The sequence below is a fragment of the Aminobacter ciceronei genome (genome assembly GCF_014138625.1).
GTDB lineage: Bacteria > Pseudomonadota > Alphaproteobacteria > Rhizobiales > Rhizobiaceae > Aminobacter > Aminobacter ciceronei.
The window spans coordinates 1-16,386 of the sequence record NZ_JACJHY010000064.1 but is presented as its reverse complement, the minus strand read 5'-3'; the positions used below and the strand labels follow the sequence as shown (position 1 = coordinate 16,386).

Annotated in this window: 12 protein-coding genes; 4 read left to right on the top strand and 8 right to left on the bottom strand. The window is 63.6% G+C overall.

All coding sequences use genetic code 11. The features are described 5' to 3' along the window. Positions 1 to 363: 363 nt before the first annotated feature. Together HNQ95_RS32375 and HNQ95_RS32370 are read right to left on the bottom strand one after the other, a co-directional pair. A complete protein-coding gene (locus HNQ95_RS32375; protein ID WP_182576160.1) occupies positions 364 to 4,131 on the bottom strand; it encodes a hydantoinase B/oxoprolinase family protein in 3,768 nt (1,255 codons plus the stop codon). 121 nt (positions 4,132 to 4,252) lie between these two features. Continuing rightward, on the bottom strand, positions 4,253 to 4,834 hold the full coding sequence (locus tag HNQ95_RS32370) for a helix-turn-helix domain-containing protein (RefSeq protein WP_067955483.1): 582 nt from the start codon (positions 4,832 to 4,834) through the stop codon (positions 4,253 to 4,255). A 150-nt stretch (positions 4,835 to 4,984) separates the two neighbouring features. Between HNQ95_RS32370 and HNQ95_RS32365 the strand changes: the two genes are divergently transcribed. Continuing rightward, positions 4,985 to 6,187, top strand: a complete 1,203-nt coding sequence (locus HNQ95_RS32365; protein ID WP_182576161.1) for a glycine C-acetyltransferase — start codon at positions 4,985 to 4,987, stop codon at positions 6,185 to 6,187. Positions 6,188 to 6,204: 17 nt separating this feature from the next. Continuing rightward, a complete protein-coding gene (gene tdh / locus HNQ95_RS32360; RefSeq protein ID WP_067955487.1) occupies positions 6,205 to 7,227 on the top strand; it encodes an L-threonine 3-dehydrogenase in 1,023 nt (340 codons plus the stop codon). 281 nt (positions 7,228 to 7,508) lie between these two features. Here the strand turns inward: tdh and HNQ95_RS32355 are convergent, their stop codons facing one another. From HNQ95_RS32355 to HNQ95_RS32330, 6 genes are read right to left on the bottom strand one after another with little or no spacing between them, the layout of a single operon-like run. After that, positions 7,509 to 8,597, bottom strand: coding sequence for a sugar phosphate isomerase/epimerase family protein (locus HNQ95_RS32355; protein ID WP_182576162.1), 1,089 nt, complete (start codon positions 8,595 to 8,597; stop codon positions 7,509 to 7,511). A gap of 20 nt (positions 8,598 to 8,617) precedes the next feature. After that, positions 8,618 to 9,430, bottom strand: coding sequence for an ATP-binding cassette domain-containing protein (locus tag HNQ95_RS32350; RefSeq protein WP_246719294.1), 813 nt, complete (start codon positions 9,428 to 9,430; stop codon positions 8,618 to 8,620). 8 nt (positions 9,431 to 9,438) lie between these two features. After that, positions 9,439 to 10,452 carry an ABC transporter ATP-binding protein gene (locus HNQ95_RS32345; protein ID WP_067965851.1) on the bottom strand — a complete coding sequence of 338 codons (1,014 nt, stop codon included), beginning with the start codon at positions 10,450 to 10,452 and terminating at the stop codon, positions 9,439 to 9,441. A gap of 19 nt (positions 10,453 to 10,471) precedes the next feature. After that, entirely contained in the window at positions 10,472 to 11,323 is an 852-nt protein-coding gene (locus tag HNQ95_RS32340; RefSeq protein WP_067955492.1) for an ABC transporter permease, read from the bottom strand. Next, positions 11,320 to 12,363 carry an ABC transporter permease gene (locus tag HNQ95_RS32335; protein WP_067955494.1) on the bottom strand — a complete coding sequence of 348 codons (1,044 nt, stop codon included), beginning with the start codon at positions 12,361 to 12,363 and terminating at the stop codon, positions 11,320 to 11,322. Before HNQ95_RS32335 ends, HNQ95_RS32340 begins: the two co-directional genes overlap by 4 nt. Positions 12,364 to 12,375: 12 nt before the next feature. Then, entirely contained in the window at positions 12,376 to 13,953 is a 1,578-nt protein-coding gene (locus tag HNQ95_RS32330; RefSeq protein WP_067955496.1) for an ABC transporter substrate-binding protein, read from the bottom strand. A gap of 476 nt (positions 13,954 to 14,429) precedes the next feature. Here HNQ95_RS32330 and HNQ95_RS32325 point away from each other — a divergent pair, with 476 nt between their 5' ends. After that, on the top strand, positions 14,430 to 15,194 hold the full coding sequence (locus HNQ95_RS32325; protein WP_067955498.1) for an aspartate/glutamate racemase family protein: 765 nt from the start codon (positions 14,430 to 14,432) through the stop codon (positions 15,192 to 15,194). Positions 15,195 to 15,508: 314 nt separating this feature from the next. Continuing rightward, positions 15,509 to 16,219 (top strand): GntR family transcriptional regulator, encoded by a 711-nt coding sequence (locus tag HNQ95_RS32320; RefSeq protein ID WP_182576163.1) that lies wholly within the window; start codon positions 15,509 to 15,511, stop codon positions 16,217 to 16,219. Positions 16,220 to 16,386: the final 167 nt, after the last annotated feature.

The following is a 16,386-nucleotide window of genomic DNA, read 5'->3' as shown; positions in this document are numbered from 1 at the left end:
CGGCGCGCCGCCCTCGTTGTTGAGGCGTATATAGTCGCCACCCTCTCAGACTGTCAACGACCTTTTCCAACTTTTGCGAATTTTTTGCGACAAACAACACAGACACCCCAAGAACCCTGCGTAAGCACAAGCTGAAATCAACAAACACCCTCGTCAGGCCACCGCAAAAGCCGCAATCAACGCGCGAAATCAATAACTTGATTCACATCACAACGCGAAACCGGCAAACGAATCTCGATTCCATCGCCCCGGAAAAACCACCGCCAGGCCAAAACAAACCGCACAACGCTCGCTCGAAAGATGATTCAGAGCCGATTCACACCGCGAACCCCTCATTAACCGCCCAACAAGCCGCAAGGCGTCTCATTCAGCGCCAAATCCGCCAGGCGTCGGCGTGACGACAATCACCGCTTCGCCCGGTTCGAGCACGGTCTGGTCGCAGGCCTTGAGCATGTCGATCGTGCCGTCGTTGCGACGGACCTTGGTCGCTCCTTTCTGGCCTTCGCCGCCGCCGTCCAGCCCGAGCGGCGGACGCGAGCGGTGCGAAGAGAGAATCGAGCACTCCATTTTCTCGAGGAAGCGGATCGTGCGCTTGGTGCCGTCGCCACCTGGCCAGCGACCCTTGCCGCCCGAGCCCTCGCGAATACGGAAGTCCTCGAGCAAGACAGGGAAACGCAGCTCGAGGATCTCGGGGTCGGTCAGGCGCGAATTGGTCATGTGGGTGTGGACACCCGACGTGCCGGCAAAGCCACGCCCGTCGTTCATGCGGCCGGCGGGCGAACCGGAGCAGATCGTCTCATAATATTGGTAGGTGGCGTTGCCGAAGGTGAGATTGTTCATCGTGCCTTGCGCATTGGCGAGCGCGCCCATGGCGCCGAAGATCGCGTTGGTGACGTGCTGCGAGGTCTCGACATTGCCGGCGACGACGGCGGCCGGATAGGACGGGCGCAGCATCGAACCGTCGGGGATGATAATGTCGATCGGCCGGAGACAGCCGGCATTCATCGGGATGTTGTCCTCGACCATGACGCGGAAGGCATAAAGCACGGCGGCGCGGGCCACCGGCTCGGGCGCATTGAAGTTGTTCTTCATCACAGGCGAGGTGCCGGTGAAGTCGACAGTCGCCTTGCGCTCGGCCCGGTCGATGGAGATCCTGACCTTGATGACCTGGCCGGTGTCGGTCGGGTATTCGTACTCAGCATGGTCAGGCAGGCGGTCGAGCACGCGGCGCACGCTTTCGGCGGCGTTGTCCTGGACATGGCCCATATAGGCTTCAACGACGTCGAGGCCGAAATGACCGACCATCTTCCTGAGTTCGGCCACGCCCTTTTCATTGGCGGCGATCTGGGCCTTGAGGTCGGCAATGTTCTGCTGCGGGTTGCGGGCGGGATAGGCGTGGTCGGTCAGCAGACGGTGGAGTTCATTTTCGCGGAACGTGCCGCGCTCGACGAGACGGAAATTGTCGAACAGCACGCCTTCTTCGTCGACAGTCGTTGCCAACGGGGTCATCGAGCCGGGTGCAGTGCCGCCGACATCGGCGTGATGGCCACGCGCGGCGACCCAAAAGAGGATCTTTCGTGACTGGCTGCTCTCCCCCCTTGCGGGGGAGAGCCCTTCCTCGTCGAACACCGGCGTGACCACCGTAATGTCTGGCAGATGGGTGCCGCCATTGTAAGGAGCGTTCAGCGCGAAGACGTCGCCGGGATGGATGTCGCCCTCGTTGAGACGGTTGATGGTTTCGACCGAGCGATCCATCGAGCCGAGATGCACCGGCATGTGGGGTGCGTTGGCGACCAGCGCCCCCGTGCGGTCGAAGACGGCACAGGAGAAGTCGAGCCGCTCCTTGATGTTGACCGAATAGGCAGTGTTCTGCAGCGTCACGCCCATCTGCTCGGCGATCGACATGAACAGGTTGTTGAACACCTCGAGCATGACGGGATCTGCGGCGGTGCCGATGGCGGCGCGACGCTGCTTTTTCTCGACGCGCCGCATGACGACGTGGTTGCGGGCGCTGATCTCCGCGGTCCAGCCGGGTTCGACAACGATTGTCTGGTGGCTCTCTATGATAAGGGCAGGACCTGGGACCTTGTGGCCGGGCCTCATGCCAGCCCGGCGGAAGGCACCGGCCTCATGCCAGGCGCCTTCGGTGAATATCTTTCTCGTCTCGGCGGTGGTGGCCGGCTTTTCTTCAAGCGGGGTCTCCTGTTCCGAGAGCCCGCGGGCGCTGCCGTCGCGACCCTCCAACACCACCGCTTCGACCACGGTCGGCTTGTCTTTATATATGAAGCCAAACTGCGCCTTGTGGGCAGCCTCGAAGGCAGCCTTGGCCACGGCGATCGAGCCGTGCTCGAAGCCGACCGGCAGGGCGGTGTCGGTGCCGTCGTAGCGGATATGCAGGACAGGCCGCAGGGCGACATCGTCTTCGGCGATGGCCTGACCGGCGAGCTCAGTCAGCACCTCGGCGCGCAGATTGCCGATCAAGGCCTCGATCTCGGCGCGCGATTCCTCGGCCAGCGGCTTGAGCAGCGCCTGCTGCCGCGAGGCGAAGACAGACGACAGGCCGATGCCATAAGCCGACAGCAGGCCGGAGAAGGGGTGGATCAGCACCGCCTCCATGCCGAGTGCGTCGGCCACCAGGCAGGCATGTTGGCCGCCGGCGCCGCCGAAGCAGTTGAGCAGATACTCCGTGACATCGTAGCCGCGCTGGACCGAGATCTTCTTGATGGCGTTGGCCATGTTCTCGACGGCGATGGTGACGAAACCCTCGGCGACCGCCTCGGGGCTGCGGCCATCGCCGATCTCTTCGGCGAGCGCCGCAAACTTCTTGCGTACGACGCGAGCGTCGAGCGGCTGGTCTTGCGCAGGGCCGAAAATAGCCGGGAAAAAATCAGGCTGCAGCTTGCCGAGCATGACATTGGCGTCGGTGACGGCGAGCGGGCCGCCACGGCGGTAGCAGGCGGGACCGGGATTGGCCCCGGCGGAATCCGGCCCGGCGCGGAAGCGGCCAGCCTCGAAATGCAACACCGAGCCGCCGCCGGCGGCAACTGTGTGGATGCGCATCATCGGGGCGCGGACACGCACGCCGGCGACCTCGGTGTCGAAGCTGCGCTCGTATTCGCCGTCATAATGGGCGACGTCGGTCGAGGTGCCGCCCATGTCGAAACCGATGACCTTGTCGAAGCCGGCAAGCTTGGCCGTCTCGACCATGCCGACGACGCCGCCGGCGGGGCCTGACAAAAGCGCATCCTTGCCCTGGAACAGTTCGGCGGCGGTGAGGCCGCCAGAGGACATCATGAACATGAGGCGAGGGTTTTTGCCCTCCCCCTTGTGGGCAGGGTCGGGGCGCAGCACCGGGGCGGAGGTAGCCCCCGTCGCACTGTCACCCCCGCCCCGTCCGTCTTCGCCGTCCGACCCTGCCCACAAGGGGGACGGCAAAACGCCCAATTCCCCTGCCACCTGCCGGACATAGCGCGACAGGATCGGCGAAAGGTAGGCATCAACGACAGTCGTATCCCCACGCCCGACCAACTTGATCAGTGGCGAAACCTCGTGGCTGACCGACACCTGGGAGAACCCACATTTGCGGCAAACGGCGGCGACGGCGCGTTCGTGTTCGGGGAACTTCCAGGCATGCATGAAGACGATGGCGACGGCATCGATGCCGTCGGCCCTGGCTTGCAGCAGCTGCGGCTTGATCTCCGCGATATCGAGAAGGCGCTCGACGGTGCCGTCGACCCGCACCCGCTCGTCGACCTCGACGACACGTTCATAGAGTTGCTCGGGCAGGATGATTTCCTTGGCGAAGATGTCCGGCCGGGCCTGGTAGGCGATGCGCAGGGCATCGCGGAAACCCTTGGTGATGAGAAGAAGGACGCGGTCGCCCTTGCGTTCGAGCAGCGCATTGGTGGCAACTGTCGTGCCCATCCTGATGTCACCGATGCTGCCGGGCGGAATGGCCGCTCCCGGCGCCAGGCCGAGCAGGTCGCGGATACCCTGGATGGCAGCATCGCGATAGGCCTCGGGATTTTCCGACAGCAACTTGCGGGGGTGGAGGCGACCATCAGGGTCGCGACCGATGACGTCGGTGAAGGTGCCGCCACGGTCGACCCAGAAATCCCACCTGCCGGACATGACGCTCTCCCTTTTCGCGGTCGCGGCGCGTCGACGAACGGTGCCGCTTGGCTGGGAGGAAGCGGCAGGCTTGCTGCCCCGTCAAGAGCAGAAAATCCGCGCCAGTCCGTGCCTGATGGGATTAGTTGTCCTGGTCGTACAGAACCACCATCAGCGCTCGGGCGGTTTCCGAGCCGCTATTGGCAATTTCGTGGGATACGTCGGCGCGATAGCGTGCCGTCTCGCCTGTCTTCAGCGCCTGCCGTCCCAGCTCGGTTTCCACCGATAGGCCGTCAGTGTTGGCAGTCAGATGCTCGAAGGTGCCGGGCGCATGCGGCGCGCTTTGCAGCTTGCAGCCAGGCGCGATCTCGACCTCGTACCATTCGATACGGCCGGCCAGGGCCGGCGAACTCAGGATACGCAGCCGCCAAGCCCCGTCAGGGCTCTTGATTTCAGGTGTCAGCGCCAGCGTCACCAGTTCGATGGCCTCTGCCTTACGCTGGTGGGTGATGCCGCCCGCGATGAGCTGGGAAAAATCGATGCCGAGGGCCTGGGTCAGCGACCACAGAACGGCGAAAGTCGGATTGGCCTCGCCGCGCTCGATCTGCGACAGCATTGAGCGCGAAACGCCCGAAATCGCCGCAAGCCGGTCGAGCGTCAGGTGGCGCTCCTTGCGTTCCTTCTGGATTACCGGGCCGATCTTCGGCGCGTCGTTCACTTCCATGTCGCCTCCCCCAAAAGCGGCCCACTGATAGCACCGGCTTGGCCGTCCTGCGAGGCATTTGCGTCTGGTTCGCTGGCCCAACAGGATTCCACTAGACTTGCCATCATATCCATTATATCGGAATTTCCATCTTAATGGATGGAGAGACCGTTGAACCAGGATTTCCTTTCCCACATCTCGAACGTTCTCCAGGGCATCAAGGCCGACGGCCTCCACAAGCGTGAGCGCCATATCTCCGGCATGCAGGCCGGCCGTATCAAGGTGAAGGGTCCGGATGGCGAACGCCAGATGGTCAATCTCTGCGCCAACAACTATCTCGGCCTCGCCGACAATGCCGATATCCGCAGGGCGGCGGCAACTGCTCTCGACGAGTTTGGCTTCGGCATGGCCTCGGTGCGCTTCATCTGCGGCACCCAGACGCTGCACCGCGAGCTCGAGCACGCCATATCAGACTATCTCGGCAAGGACGATGCGATCCTGTTCGCTGCCTGCTTCGACGCCAATGGAGCGCTGTTCGAGCCGTTGCTCGGCGCCGAGGACGCCATCATCTCCGACAGTCTGAACCATGCCTCGATCATCGACGGCGTCAGGCTCTCCAAGGCCAAGCGGTTCCGCTACGCCCAGGGCGACATGGACGACCTGGAGACCCAACTCAAGCAGGCCGCAGTTAACGGCGCGCGCTTCAAGCTGGTCGTCACCGACGGCGTGTTCTCGATGGACGGCCACGTCGCCAAGCTCAAGCAGATCTGCGATCTCGCCGAGCGCTATGGCGCCATCGTCGCCGTCGACGATTGTCATGCCACCGGCCATATCGGCGAAGAAGGCCGCGGCACGCCGGCGCTGACGGGCGCCGGCAACCGCGTCGACATCGTCACCGGAACGCTGGGCAAGACGCTGGGCGGCGCGATGGGCGGCTTCATCGCGGCGTCGCAGCCGATCATCGACCTGCTGCGCCAGCGCGCCCGTCCTTACCTCTTCTCCAACAGCCTGGCGCCAGCCATTGCCGCCGGCTCGCTGAAGGCGATCGAGATCGCGCGTGGCGCCGACGATCTGCGTGCAAAACTCGGCCGCCACACCACACGCTTCCGCGATGGCCTGATCGAGGCCGGCTTCACGCTGCTTCCCGGCGAGACGCCGATCATCCCGGTCATGCTGGGTGATGCGGTGCTGGCGCAGCGAATGGCCAAGGCGCTCGACGAGCGCGGCGTCTATGTCGCCGGCTTCTTTTATCCCGTGGTGCCTCAGGGCAAGGCGCGCATCCGCACCCAGATGTCGGCAGCGCTCGACGAGCAGGACATCACCTTCGCCATCGACGCCTTTGCCGACACCGGCAAGTCGCTCGGCATCATCTGAGTTTCAGGAGTTTTCCCATGCGCGCACTGGTCAAGGCCAAGGCTGAACCCGGCATCTGGATGGAAGACCGGCCCGTACCGGAGGTCGGCCCCGACGACGTGCTGATCAAGGTCAACAAGACAGGCATCTGCGGCACCGACATCCACATCTACAAGTGGGACGAATGGGCGGCCAAGACCGTGCCGGTATCGATGATAACCGGCCACGAATATGCCGGCGAGATCGTCGAGCTGGGTTCGCATGTGCGCGGCTTCAAGGTCGGTCAGCGCGTGTCGGGCGAGGGCCATGTCATCGGTATGCGCAGCCGCGCCAGCCGCGCCGGCCGCTACCATCTCGATCCGGAGACCCAAGGCATCGGCGTCAACCTGCCCGGCGCCTTCGCCGAATATGTCCGCATCCCCGCCTTCAACGTGGTGCCGCTGCCCGACACCATCGACGACGAGCTCGGCGCCATCCTCGACCCGCTCGGCAACGCCGTACATACGGCGCTGTCCTTCGACGTTGCCGGCGAGGACGTGCTGATCACCGGCGCCGGCCCGATCGGCATCATGGGTGCTGCGGTGGCGCGGCATTGCGGCGCGCGCCATGTCGTCATCACCGACGTCAACCCCAAGCGCCTCGAACTCGCCACCCAGGTCGCCGACGTCACGCCCGTCAACGTCGCCGAGGAAGACCTGCGCGACGCCATGGCGCGGCTACGCATGCGCGAAGGCTTCGACGTCGGCTTCGAGATGAGCGGCTCGCCCGCCGCCTTCGACCAGCTGATCGAACACACGCTGATGGGCGGCCGTATCGCGCTGCTCGGCGTGCCGGCAAAGCCGTTCCCGATCGATCTTTCCAAGATCGTCTTCAAGATGATCACGCTGAAGGGCATCTATGGCCGCGAGATGTTCGAGACCTGGCACAAGATGCTGGCGATGCTGGAAAGCGGCCTCGACATCCGCAAGGTGATCACCAGCCGCATGAAGGCCGACGACTACCAGGCCGCCTTCCATAACGCCGCCAATGGCGAAGCGGGGAAGATCGTGCTCGAGTGGTAGGTTTTGGCGACCGCGGTTGACCAAGAGGCCGCGCTCACAGCGCGGCCTTTTTTTGTCAGGTTCCTGGCTTTCACACAGGCCCCCTCTCCGCCTCGCTTCGCTCGGCATCTCCCCAAAGGGGCGAGGAGCCCAAGATAAGCGCCGTCATCGCGGCAGCGGATTTCCTCACCCCTTTGGGGAGAGGTGGCCCTAAGGGCCGGAGAGGGGAAAACTGGTGCGGCAAACAAAAACCCGCGGAAGCTGCCTTCCGCGGGTTTGCTGTTCGCAGTCGCCAAGCCGACTTATGCCGCCTTTTTCAGTGGCAAACCAAGTTCTTCGCAGATGCCCCTGACATGGGCGGCACTTGTCTTGATGTAGTCGACCGTCTCGGCATAGTGGTAGTTCTTCACAGCCCAGGCAGCGAAGCTTTCGCGGTTCAGGACCTCGCCGCTGGCGATGCGGGCAGCGTAGTCCTGCACCATCTTCATATAGTCGGCATACTCCTCGACACTGAGGTCGGGGTGGCCTTCGAGCCATTTGGGATCGGCGATCTCGATGATCATCTTGGGCGGGTTGCGCGGCCGGTCCGAGAAAGATTCGTAGTTTTCGATCGACAGGTTGAGACCGGGATTGGCGGCGGCCAGGATCGGCATGATGGCGCGGAAATCGACGACGCCGCCGCCGCAAGGGCGCATCTGGAAATCGAGCACCTCGCCATCATAGGCAATCAGCGCGTCCTTGATGTGGGACTGGCGTACATAAGGCGCCACGCGCCTGGCCGCCCAGACCGGGTGCTCGGCGCGCTGCAGCACGTTGGCCGTGTCGAAGACGATGCCCGTCGTATCCGGCCCGACTTCCTCGACCAGCCGCACCAGTTCGAAGGAGGTGATCTCTTCATGCGTCTCGAGGTTCAGATGGATGCCGAGGTCGCGAGAGATCGGCGCGAGCTTCTTGAGGAAGCGCGCGGTGGCGTCGAGCTGCTCTTGCCAGGTCACGTCGGTGCGGAAACGGTCGTAGGCGAAGCGGCCGGTATAGGCCGGCTTGTAGTTGGCGGTCGCCACCCAGAGTTCGCGGCAGTCGATGGCGGCACAGGCCTCCATCATGCGGCGGAAGCCGAGCACGATGTCGCCGTCGCCGATGAGGCGCAGTTCGGGCGCCTCGGGGGTGGCATAAGGATTGACCTTGCCGAGGCCGGTTTCGAGATACATGCCGAGTTCGTCGGCGCGCTGTTTGATCTCGCCGAGATAGCCGGCATCCAGCGTCGGGCTCATGTCGAGCACGGTGCGGAAGAACAGGCCCTCCATGCCCAGCTCCTTGGCATGATCGAAGCTGGCCACAGGTCCGCGCTTGGTGGCTTCGGGAATCTTGCGGCCATCGACACCGATACGCATCGGCAGTCTCCTTGGTAATGTCAGTTTGCGGTTTCGAGGCGGCGCGCTGCACGGCGGGCGCGGCCGGCGACGGGATCGGGTACCGGCACCGCCGCCAGCAGCGACTGGGTGTACGGCATGCGGGGGTTGCCGAAGATTTCGTCGCGCGAACCCTGCTCGACGACCTTGCCCTTGTGCAGCACGACGATCTTTTCGCAGAGATGGCGGACAACCGCCAAGTCGTGCGCAACGAAGACGATGGCGAGGTTCAGCTTCTTCTGCATGTCCTGCAGCAGGTTGATGACCTGCGCCTGCACCGACACGTCGAGGGCCGCCACCGGCTCGTCGCAGACGAGGATGCGCGGGCGGATGACAAGCGCGCGCGCAATGGCGATGCGTTGGCGCTGGCCACCGGAGAAGGAGCGCGTGTAGCGGTCCATGTCGTTGGGGTTGAGGCCGACCATGTCCATGATCTCGGCGACCCGCTTGCGGCGTGCAGCCGCCGTCGGCTCGAGCTTGTGGATCAAAAGTCCCTCGCCGATCAGCTCCTCGACCGTCATGCGCGGGTTGAGGCTGCCATAGGGGTCCTGGAACACCATCTGCACTTCGCGGCGGAAACGCCTGAGCTCTTCGCCCTTGGCATGGATGACGTCGATGCCGTCATATGTGATCGCACCGTCTTCCGGCTTGATCAGCGCCAGCATGCATTTGGCGATCGTCGACTTGCCGGATCCCGATTCACCAACGAGGCCGATGGCCTCGCCGGCGTCGATGTTGAGCGTGACGTCGTGCAGCACCTTGGCCGGCGGGTTGGGGAAGGCATTGTATGACTTGCTGATGCTGTCGATGGACATGAGCATGGTCAGGCGCCCTTTCTGTCATGCTGGTGGCCGTCATGCAGGTGGCAGGCGACGCGCGACAGACCGACCGGCAATAGCATGGGCAGGTCCTTGTCGCAGCGTTCGAAGCGCTGATCGCAGCGCGGATGGAATGGGCAACCGCCCGGCCGCGCCAGTGGTGGCGGCGGCGCACCTGGGATGGCGTAGAGCGTGTTGAGATCCTGGTCGATGCGCGGCACCGCCTTGATCAGCCCTTGTGTGTAGGGATGGCTCGGCTTGGCGAATACGCTCGCAACTTCGCCATCCTCGACGATGCGGCCCGAATACATGACCATCACCCGTTCGGCGAAACCGGCGACGACTCCGAGGTCATGGGTGATGAACAGCACTGCCAGACCACGGCGCGTCGACACGTCGTCGAGCAGGTCGAGCACCTGGTCCTGCACGCGCACGTCGAGCGCCGTCGTCGGTTCGTCGGCGATCAGCAGGCGCGGCTCGCCGACCAGCGCCATCGCCAGCACGACGCGCTGGCGCATGCCGCCGGAGAACTCGTGCGGATAGGCATCGAGGCGTTGGGCGGCGCGGTCGACGCCGAGCTCATCGAGCACGGCGAGCGCCCGCTTGCGCGCCTCGGCCTTGCCGATGCCTCGGATGCGCAGCGTCTCGGCGACCTGGTCGCCGATGGTCATCAGCGGATCGAGGAAGCTCATCGGATCCTGAAAGACCATGGCAATGGAGCTGCCGCGCAGCCTGCCCATGTCACGGTCCGACAGTTTGAGCAGGTCGGTGCCGTCGAAGTCGACCCGGCCGGACAGCCTGGCGAGGCGGTCGAGCCGCATCAACGCGCGTGCCGTCAGCGACTTGCCCGAGCCGGACTCGCCGACCAAGGCGACGCGCTCGCCGACACCGATGCTGAAATCGACGCCATCGACGATGCGGACGCTCGCGCCGCTGCGGCCAAGCGGCATGTCGACTGTCAGCTTGTCGACGGTGACGAGAGGCGGACGAAGCGGGGTAACAGTGGACTGGTCGGGCATGGGGTGCACGGTCCTCATCTCAGTTGCCCCTCAAGGACGGATCGCGACGGACCTGGATGATGTCGCCGAGCAGGCCGAAGGCGATCGAGGTAATGGCAACCGCCGCACCGGGAGCGACGACGGTCCACCAGGCGGTCGAGACATAGCCGCGGGCGGCGGCGATGGTGGCGCCCCATTCGGCGCTCGGCGGCTGGGCGCCGACGCCGATGAAGGACAGGCTCGCCAGCACCAGCACCGTCGTGCCGATGTCGCCGGCCCATTTGACGATCAAGACGTCGAGCGAATTGGGCAGCACATGCTTGGTCATCAGCCGCCACTTCGACACGCCCAGCACCTGGGCGCCGGCGACGAAGGGCTGCTCCATGGTCTGGCGCATGATGCCGCGCAGCATGCGGGCGGTGATCGGCCAGCCCGTTATGGCCATGGCGATGATCGCCGAGCGCAGGCTGGCGCCCATGGCGGCGGCGAAGCCGAGCGCCACGATCATGCCGGGCAGTGCCAGGCCGATGTCGGTGATGCGCATCAGGCCCTCGTCGAGCCAGCGCGGACCGGCGGCAGCGACTGTGGCAAGCGTGACGCCGATCAGCGAATAGAGCGTTACCACCAGGAAGGCCGAGAGCAGGGTCGTCTGGGCACCGACGATGAGGCGCCAGAACACGTCGCGGCCCTGGTCGTCGGTGCCGAACCAGTTGGCCGCACTCGGCGGCATCAGTGAGTTGGCGATGTCGGAATTGTAGATGCTGTCCGGCGCCAGGAACGGACCGAAGACGGCGATCACCAGCAGCGCGATGACAAGCGTGAAGACGAAGATCTCGAAGGCACTGAAGCCTTCCTTGCGGCGGGTAGTTGCCGGCTGGGCGATGGCGGTCATTGGCCCTGGCTCCCCAGTTGTGCGGCGCGAATGCGCGGGTCGACAAGAAGCTGGAGGATGTCGACGATCAGGTTGACGAGGCAGACGACGGTGCCGATGAACATCACCGACCCCAGCACGGCGAAGGCGTCCTTCTGGGCGACGGCATTGAACATGTAGGCCCCGATGCCCTGGCGAGCGAAGACGGTCTCGACCAGCACTGCCGAGCCGATCATCGCGCCGGCCTGGGTGCCCGAAAGGGTCAGCACCGGGTTGAGGCTGTTGGGCAAGGCGTGGCGCACCAACATATGGCGGGCGGTGGCGCCCTTGGCGCGCACGGCCATGATGAAGTCCGAGCGTAGTACACCGAGCAAGGCGGCCCGCAACGTGCGGAAAATCTGGGTAGCGAACAGCGCCGCCAGCACGGCCGCCGGCAGGATGATGTGGTGCAGCGTATCGAAGAAGCCGGCAAAATTCCCGGCGATCAGGGCATCGACGGTCGGCGCACCAGTGACGACAGGCGAGTTCATGCCATAGCCCTGCTGGCCCGAGATCGGCACCACGCGCCAGACGCTGCCCAGCACATATTGCAGCACCAGCGCGAGCCAGAAGGCGGGCATGCCGCCGAGCATGACGGCGGTGACGCGGCTGGTCGTGTCGAAGACGCCACCCTGGCGGTAGGCGGCAATGATGCCGGCCGGGATGGCGACCGCCAGATTGAGCAGCATGGCAACGAAGACGAGCTCCAGCGTGCTCGGCAGCACCTTTTCGAGATCGGCCAGAACAGGCTGTAGGGTAACGATCGACGTACCCAGGTCGCCGCGCAGGAGGCGACCCAGGAAGCTCAGATATTGCATGATGACCGGGGCATCGAGCCCCAGCCTTTCACGCACCGCCTCGATCTGGGCGGCGGAGGCGTCCGCGCCGGCGGCCATCTGGGCCTCGTCGCCGGGCATCAGCTTGATCATCAGGAAGACCAGCGAGGCCAATCCCCAAAGGGTCAACAGTGTCAGGCCCAGACGTCGGCCGAGGAACCAGGAATAGGCGCGGAACGCGAGCATCTCAGACCTCGCTTACGGCTTGGCGAGCCGGAAGTCCGCCGGCTCGGCGGGCGTGGCGAGCATGCTGGCCTTGAGGTCTGCAAGCGTGCCGACACGGTAGGCGGCTGGCTTGTAGACACCATACATGTCGACCATCACGGAGTCATTGTCGAGAATGGTCTGGACCTGCTTGTAGATGTCGCAACGCTTGGCTTCGTCGGCGGTGGCAAGGGCCGTGTCGAGCAGCTTGTCGACCTCGGGATTGGCATAGCCGGTACGGTTGGTGCCGATCGCATCCGACTTGTAGCCCTTGACCAGCATGATGCCGGCTTCCGGGAACTGGGCGAAGTCCTCGAGCAGCATCATCTGCGGGATCGAATTCGGATCCTTCAGGCTGGCGAGATAGTTCGGGAAGGCGATCGGCTCGAGTTCGAGCTCGACGCCGATCTCGCGCAGGTTGGATTGGAACAGCGTCGCTTCCTGCTTCTGCAGCTCGAACACCGGCTGGAAGTTCATCTTGAGCTTAAGATTGGCCGCGCCTGCTTCGGCGAGCATCGCCTTGGCGGCGTCGAGATCGCGCTTCACCTCTGGCAGTTCAGGACGGCAGTCGAGGCGGGCCGGCAGCGGCCCATTGGCGATCTTACCGTTGCCGCCACGGATGCCACGCAGACCGCCGGCATAGTCGTAGACCATGCGCAGCGCCTTGCGTACCTTGGGATCGGCGGTCGGACCGACCTTGGTGTTGAACAACACTTCCGTCTGGTAGCTGGTGTTGATCGGCACAACCTTCAGCGCCGGGTCGGTGGCCATGGCGGCGGCATCGCGGTCGGCAAAGCCGAAGGCGACGTCGATGTTGCCGGCGCGGAGTTCGTCGCGGCGCGTCGAGCTTTCGTCGATGCGGCGGAAGACGATGGATTCGGGGCGGCCGGCTTCGACTGCCCAGTAGCCGGGGAACAGGTCGATCACCACGGCCTGCGACTGGTCGCCCAGCACGTAGGCGCCGGAGCCGGCATCATGCGCCTGGAGCCAACCCTGGCCGTCATCGGCGCCCTTGTTGGCTTCAACCAGTGCCGAATTCAGGATGTAGACCTTGCTAAGCGACGGCAGGAACAGCGTGTTCGGCTTGGACAGGTTGATGGTCAGATGGGTGTCGTCGGTGATGGTGGTCGAATCATAGCCATCGATCAGCGAGGCGACGCCGGTGCCGAGGCGCTTCAACCTTTCGAGCGTGTAGGCGACGTCCTTGGCAGTCAGCGCCGTGCCGTCATGGAACTTCACATCGGGACGCAGCGTAAACGTGATCGACTTGGCGTCATCGGCATAGGCGTATTCTGTCGCCAGCGAGCCGACGAGCTTGGTGTCGTCGTAAGTCACCAGCGTATCGTAGACGGCGCTGATGATGGTGTTGGTCTGGTTGTAGTCGGCGCGCAATGGGTCGAGCGTGTTGATCTGGCCACCGAGGCCGACAATGATCGTGTGCTCGCGATCCGCGGCAATGGCCGCCGAGCCGCCGAAACCGATCGCCACGGCAAGGGCCGCGCCCCCGACTGTCGCCAGAAACTGTCGCCGGCTGCCTGACAGCGCGGAGAAGGCCGAGAAGAAAGCATGCATGATTGTCGCTCCCATATGCTGAGTTAACTCTGCCTTTTCGCAAAGGCGCTCCCATCACTTTTGTATCCGATTTTTTCCCCAGTGGATACATAAATGTTGCGTGATGTGTGCACACGGCAACAGCTTCAGCCTTCGCAAATAAAATTGAATAAAAACGGTTACTTAAGATGCCATCCGGAAGACCTCTGCGCCCGCCTCGTGAAAAATGCGTTCCTCGGTGCAGCCGCGATGATGGATCCAACCCGGTATCGATCTGTCATTTTTCATCCGACAAGATGCCGGTTTCGCGGGCAGATTGCTCGTCTTCTGGGCAGAACTGCATCCAATTTTTGGATACAAACTTTACATCTTATCTGATACAATGGTATCAGACCGAGCTGAGGATGCTTCGCAAAAGGCGTCCGCGTCCCGACTCTCAAACCATCGTGCTGTTGCGCGAGGGGCGGAAGCAAAGACCGTGATATCAAAGGAATTCGATGCGCCGCCAGCCTCGCCTGCTCGTCATCAACCCCAACACCTCGACCGGCGTCAGCCAGGTCATCGACGCACTCGTGCGCGAAGAGGTGGCGGGCGCCGCAGAGGTGCAGACCGTCACCGCCAGTTTCGGCTTCAGCTACATCTCGACCCGTGTCGCGGTTTCGATCGCCGCGCACGCCGTGCTTGACGCAGCCGCCAAGGCCATTGGTGAGGGTGCGAGGCCCGACGCAATCGTACTCGCCTGCTTTGGCGACCCCGGCCGCGAGGCGCTCGCCGAGATGACCAGGCTGCCGGTGATCGGATTTGCCGAAGCCGGCCTGCTGGCCGCAGCGGCTATGCCGGGAACCTCGCTCGTTTCGACCAACGGCATGGTCTGGTGTGAAATGCTCGGCGAACTGGTGCTGAAACTCGGCCTCGGCGACAAGATAGCCGGTATCCGGTCCATCGAGTCTGTGGCCGACGATGCACGATCCATCGCCAGCTTCCTGGCGATGGAAGCCAAGGCACTCGGGGCTGAACGTGTCGTCTTGGGCGGCGCCGGGCTGATCCCTGTTTTGGCCGAGGTCATCGCGGCTGCGGAAGTGCCGGTTGTCGACCCCCACCGCATCGCCATCGGCAAGGCGCTACGCCTGGCGGCAGACCCACAGCCGGCTGCGGCGGATGCACCCGCGCCTGCGACCGAAACCTTCGGCCTGTCGCCCTTCCTGAAGCAGGCACTGGGCCAGCCAGCACCCCAACTGCAGCGTCGGAGCGGCGGGAGCTGAGCGACTGCCGATCAGACGAAAATCAGCTCATTTTCAAATCGTATTCAAAAGTCCTTACGATTGCGCGCAATAGTTTTCGCTATTGTATTAGAAAACATGTGCTAGAGTGGCCGCAATGTAAACAAGGCGCCTGCGCTGGCTTGCAGCGGAGGGAATTCGGCGGCAATGGCACGCCCGCTGCGTCGTACGACACCGGCTAATATAAAACGAATAACGAAGCAAGGCTTGCATTCCTCTTGTCTTCCGCCGTGCGCCGATGCATCTGAGACGTAGCATTGTTGCGCGCTGCCTGTACAACTCTGGCTGGTGAGGGAATGGCGAAAGCTGCGAATACTGATCTCGACGAGAAAGCCGGATCGAAGATCGATGCGATCTATCAAGCTCTGTTCAAGGCCATTCTGGCGCGTGAACTGACACCCGGCACAAAGCTCAGCGAAGAAGCGATCGGCGCGCTGTTTTCTGTCAGCCGCACCATCGTGCGCGCCGCGCTCAACCGCCTGCACACCGAATCACTGGTCGAGTTCCGGCAGAATCGCGGCGCCTTCGTTGCCAGCACGACACCCGACGAGGCACGCCAGGTGTTCGAGGCGCGCAATGCCATCGAACGCGAGATCTTTTCCAAGCTGGCGACCGTCGTCACCGACAAGCAGATCGCAATGCTGGAACAGCATCTGGAAAAGGAACACAGCATCCGCCACGCCGGCGACCATACGGCGGCGATCGTCGCCTCCGGCGAGTTTCATCTGCTCGCCGCACAGATGGCCGGCAACGAGGTGCTCGCCGGTTTCCTCAAATCGCTGATCTCGCGGACGTCGCTGATCCTCGCCCAGCACAGCACACATCAGGAAACCGACTGCAGCGTCGACGAACATGTGGCGATTCTGCAGGCGCTAAAGGCCCGCGATCCCAAGGCCAGCGCCGACGCGATCATCGAGCATCTGCAGCAGGTGTTCGAGCAGGCCAATATCGGCCAGACCAAGCGCACCAAGCGCAACCTCAGCGAAATCCTGTCGCGTTACGCCTGAGGCAAATCGGCATTCTCGACGCGTCGCTCGAAACCCGCTTGCGGGTCTCGAGCGACGTGTTCGCCATAGATCCCTAGGTGTCGAAGCTATGAAGGTTGTTCATTCGAGGAGGGACTGAGAAGCTGGGGTTGCGAAGCCAACCAACCTTCAGTGGAGCTCCCCGAATG

Coding starts and splice junctions, on each gene's coding strand:
- HNQ95_RS32375 (WP_182576160.1), bottom strand. CDS start 4,131: ATGTCCGGCAGGTGGGATTTCTGGGTCGACCGTGGCGGCACCTTCACC.
- HNQ95_RS32370 (WP_067955483.1), bottom strand. CDS start 4,834: ATGGAAGTGAACGACGCGCCGAAGATCGGCCCGGTAATCCAGAAGGAA.
- tdh (WP_067955487.1), top strand. CDS start 6,205: ATGCGCGCACTGGTCAAGGCCAAGGCTGAACCCGGCATCTGGATGGAA.
- HNQ95_RS32355 (WP_182576162.1), bottom strand. CDS start 8,597: ATGCGTATCGGTGTCGATGGCCGCAAGATTCCCGAAGCCACCAAGCGC.
- HNQ95_RS32350 (WP_246719294.1), bottom strand. CDS start 9,430: ATGTCCATCGACAGCATCAGCAAGTCATACAATGCCTTCCCCAACCCG.
- HNQ95_RS32345 (WP_067965851.1), bottom strand. CDS start 10,452: ATGCCCGACCAGTCCACTGTTACCCCGCTTCGTCCGCCTCTCGTCACC.
- HNQ95_RS32340 (WP_067955492.1), bottom strand. CDS start 11,323: ATGACCGCCATCGCCCAGCCGGCAACTACCCGCCGCAAGGAAGGCTTC.
- HNQ95_RS32335 (WP_067955494.1), bottom strand. CDS start 12,363: ATGCTCGCGTTCCGCGCCTATTCCTGGTTCCTCGGCCGACGTCTGGGC.
- HNQ95_RS32330 (WP_067955496.1), bottom strand. CDS start 13,953: ATGCATGCTTTCTTCTCGGCCTTCTCCGCGCTGTCAGGCAGCCGGCGA.
- HNQ95_RS32325 (WP_067955498.1), top strand. CDS start 14,430: ATGCGCCGCCAGCCTCGCCTGCTCGTCATCAACCCCAACACCTCGACC.
- HNQ95_RS32320 (WP_182576163.1), top strand. CDS start 15,509: ATGGCGAAAGCTGCGAATACTGATCTCGACGAGAAAGCCGGATCGAAG.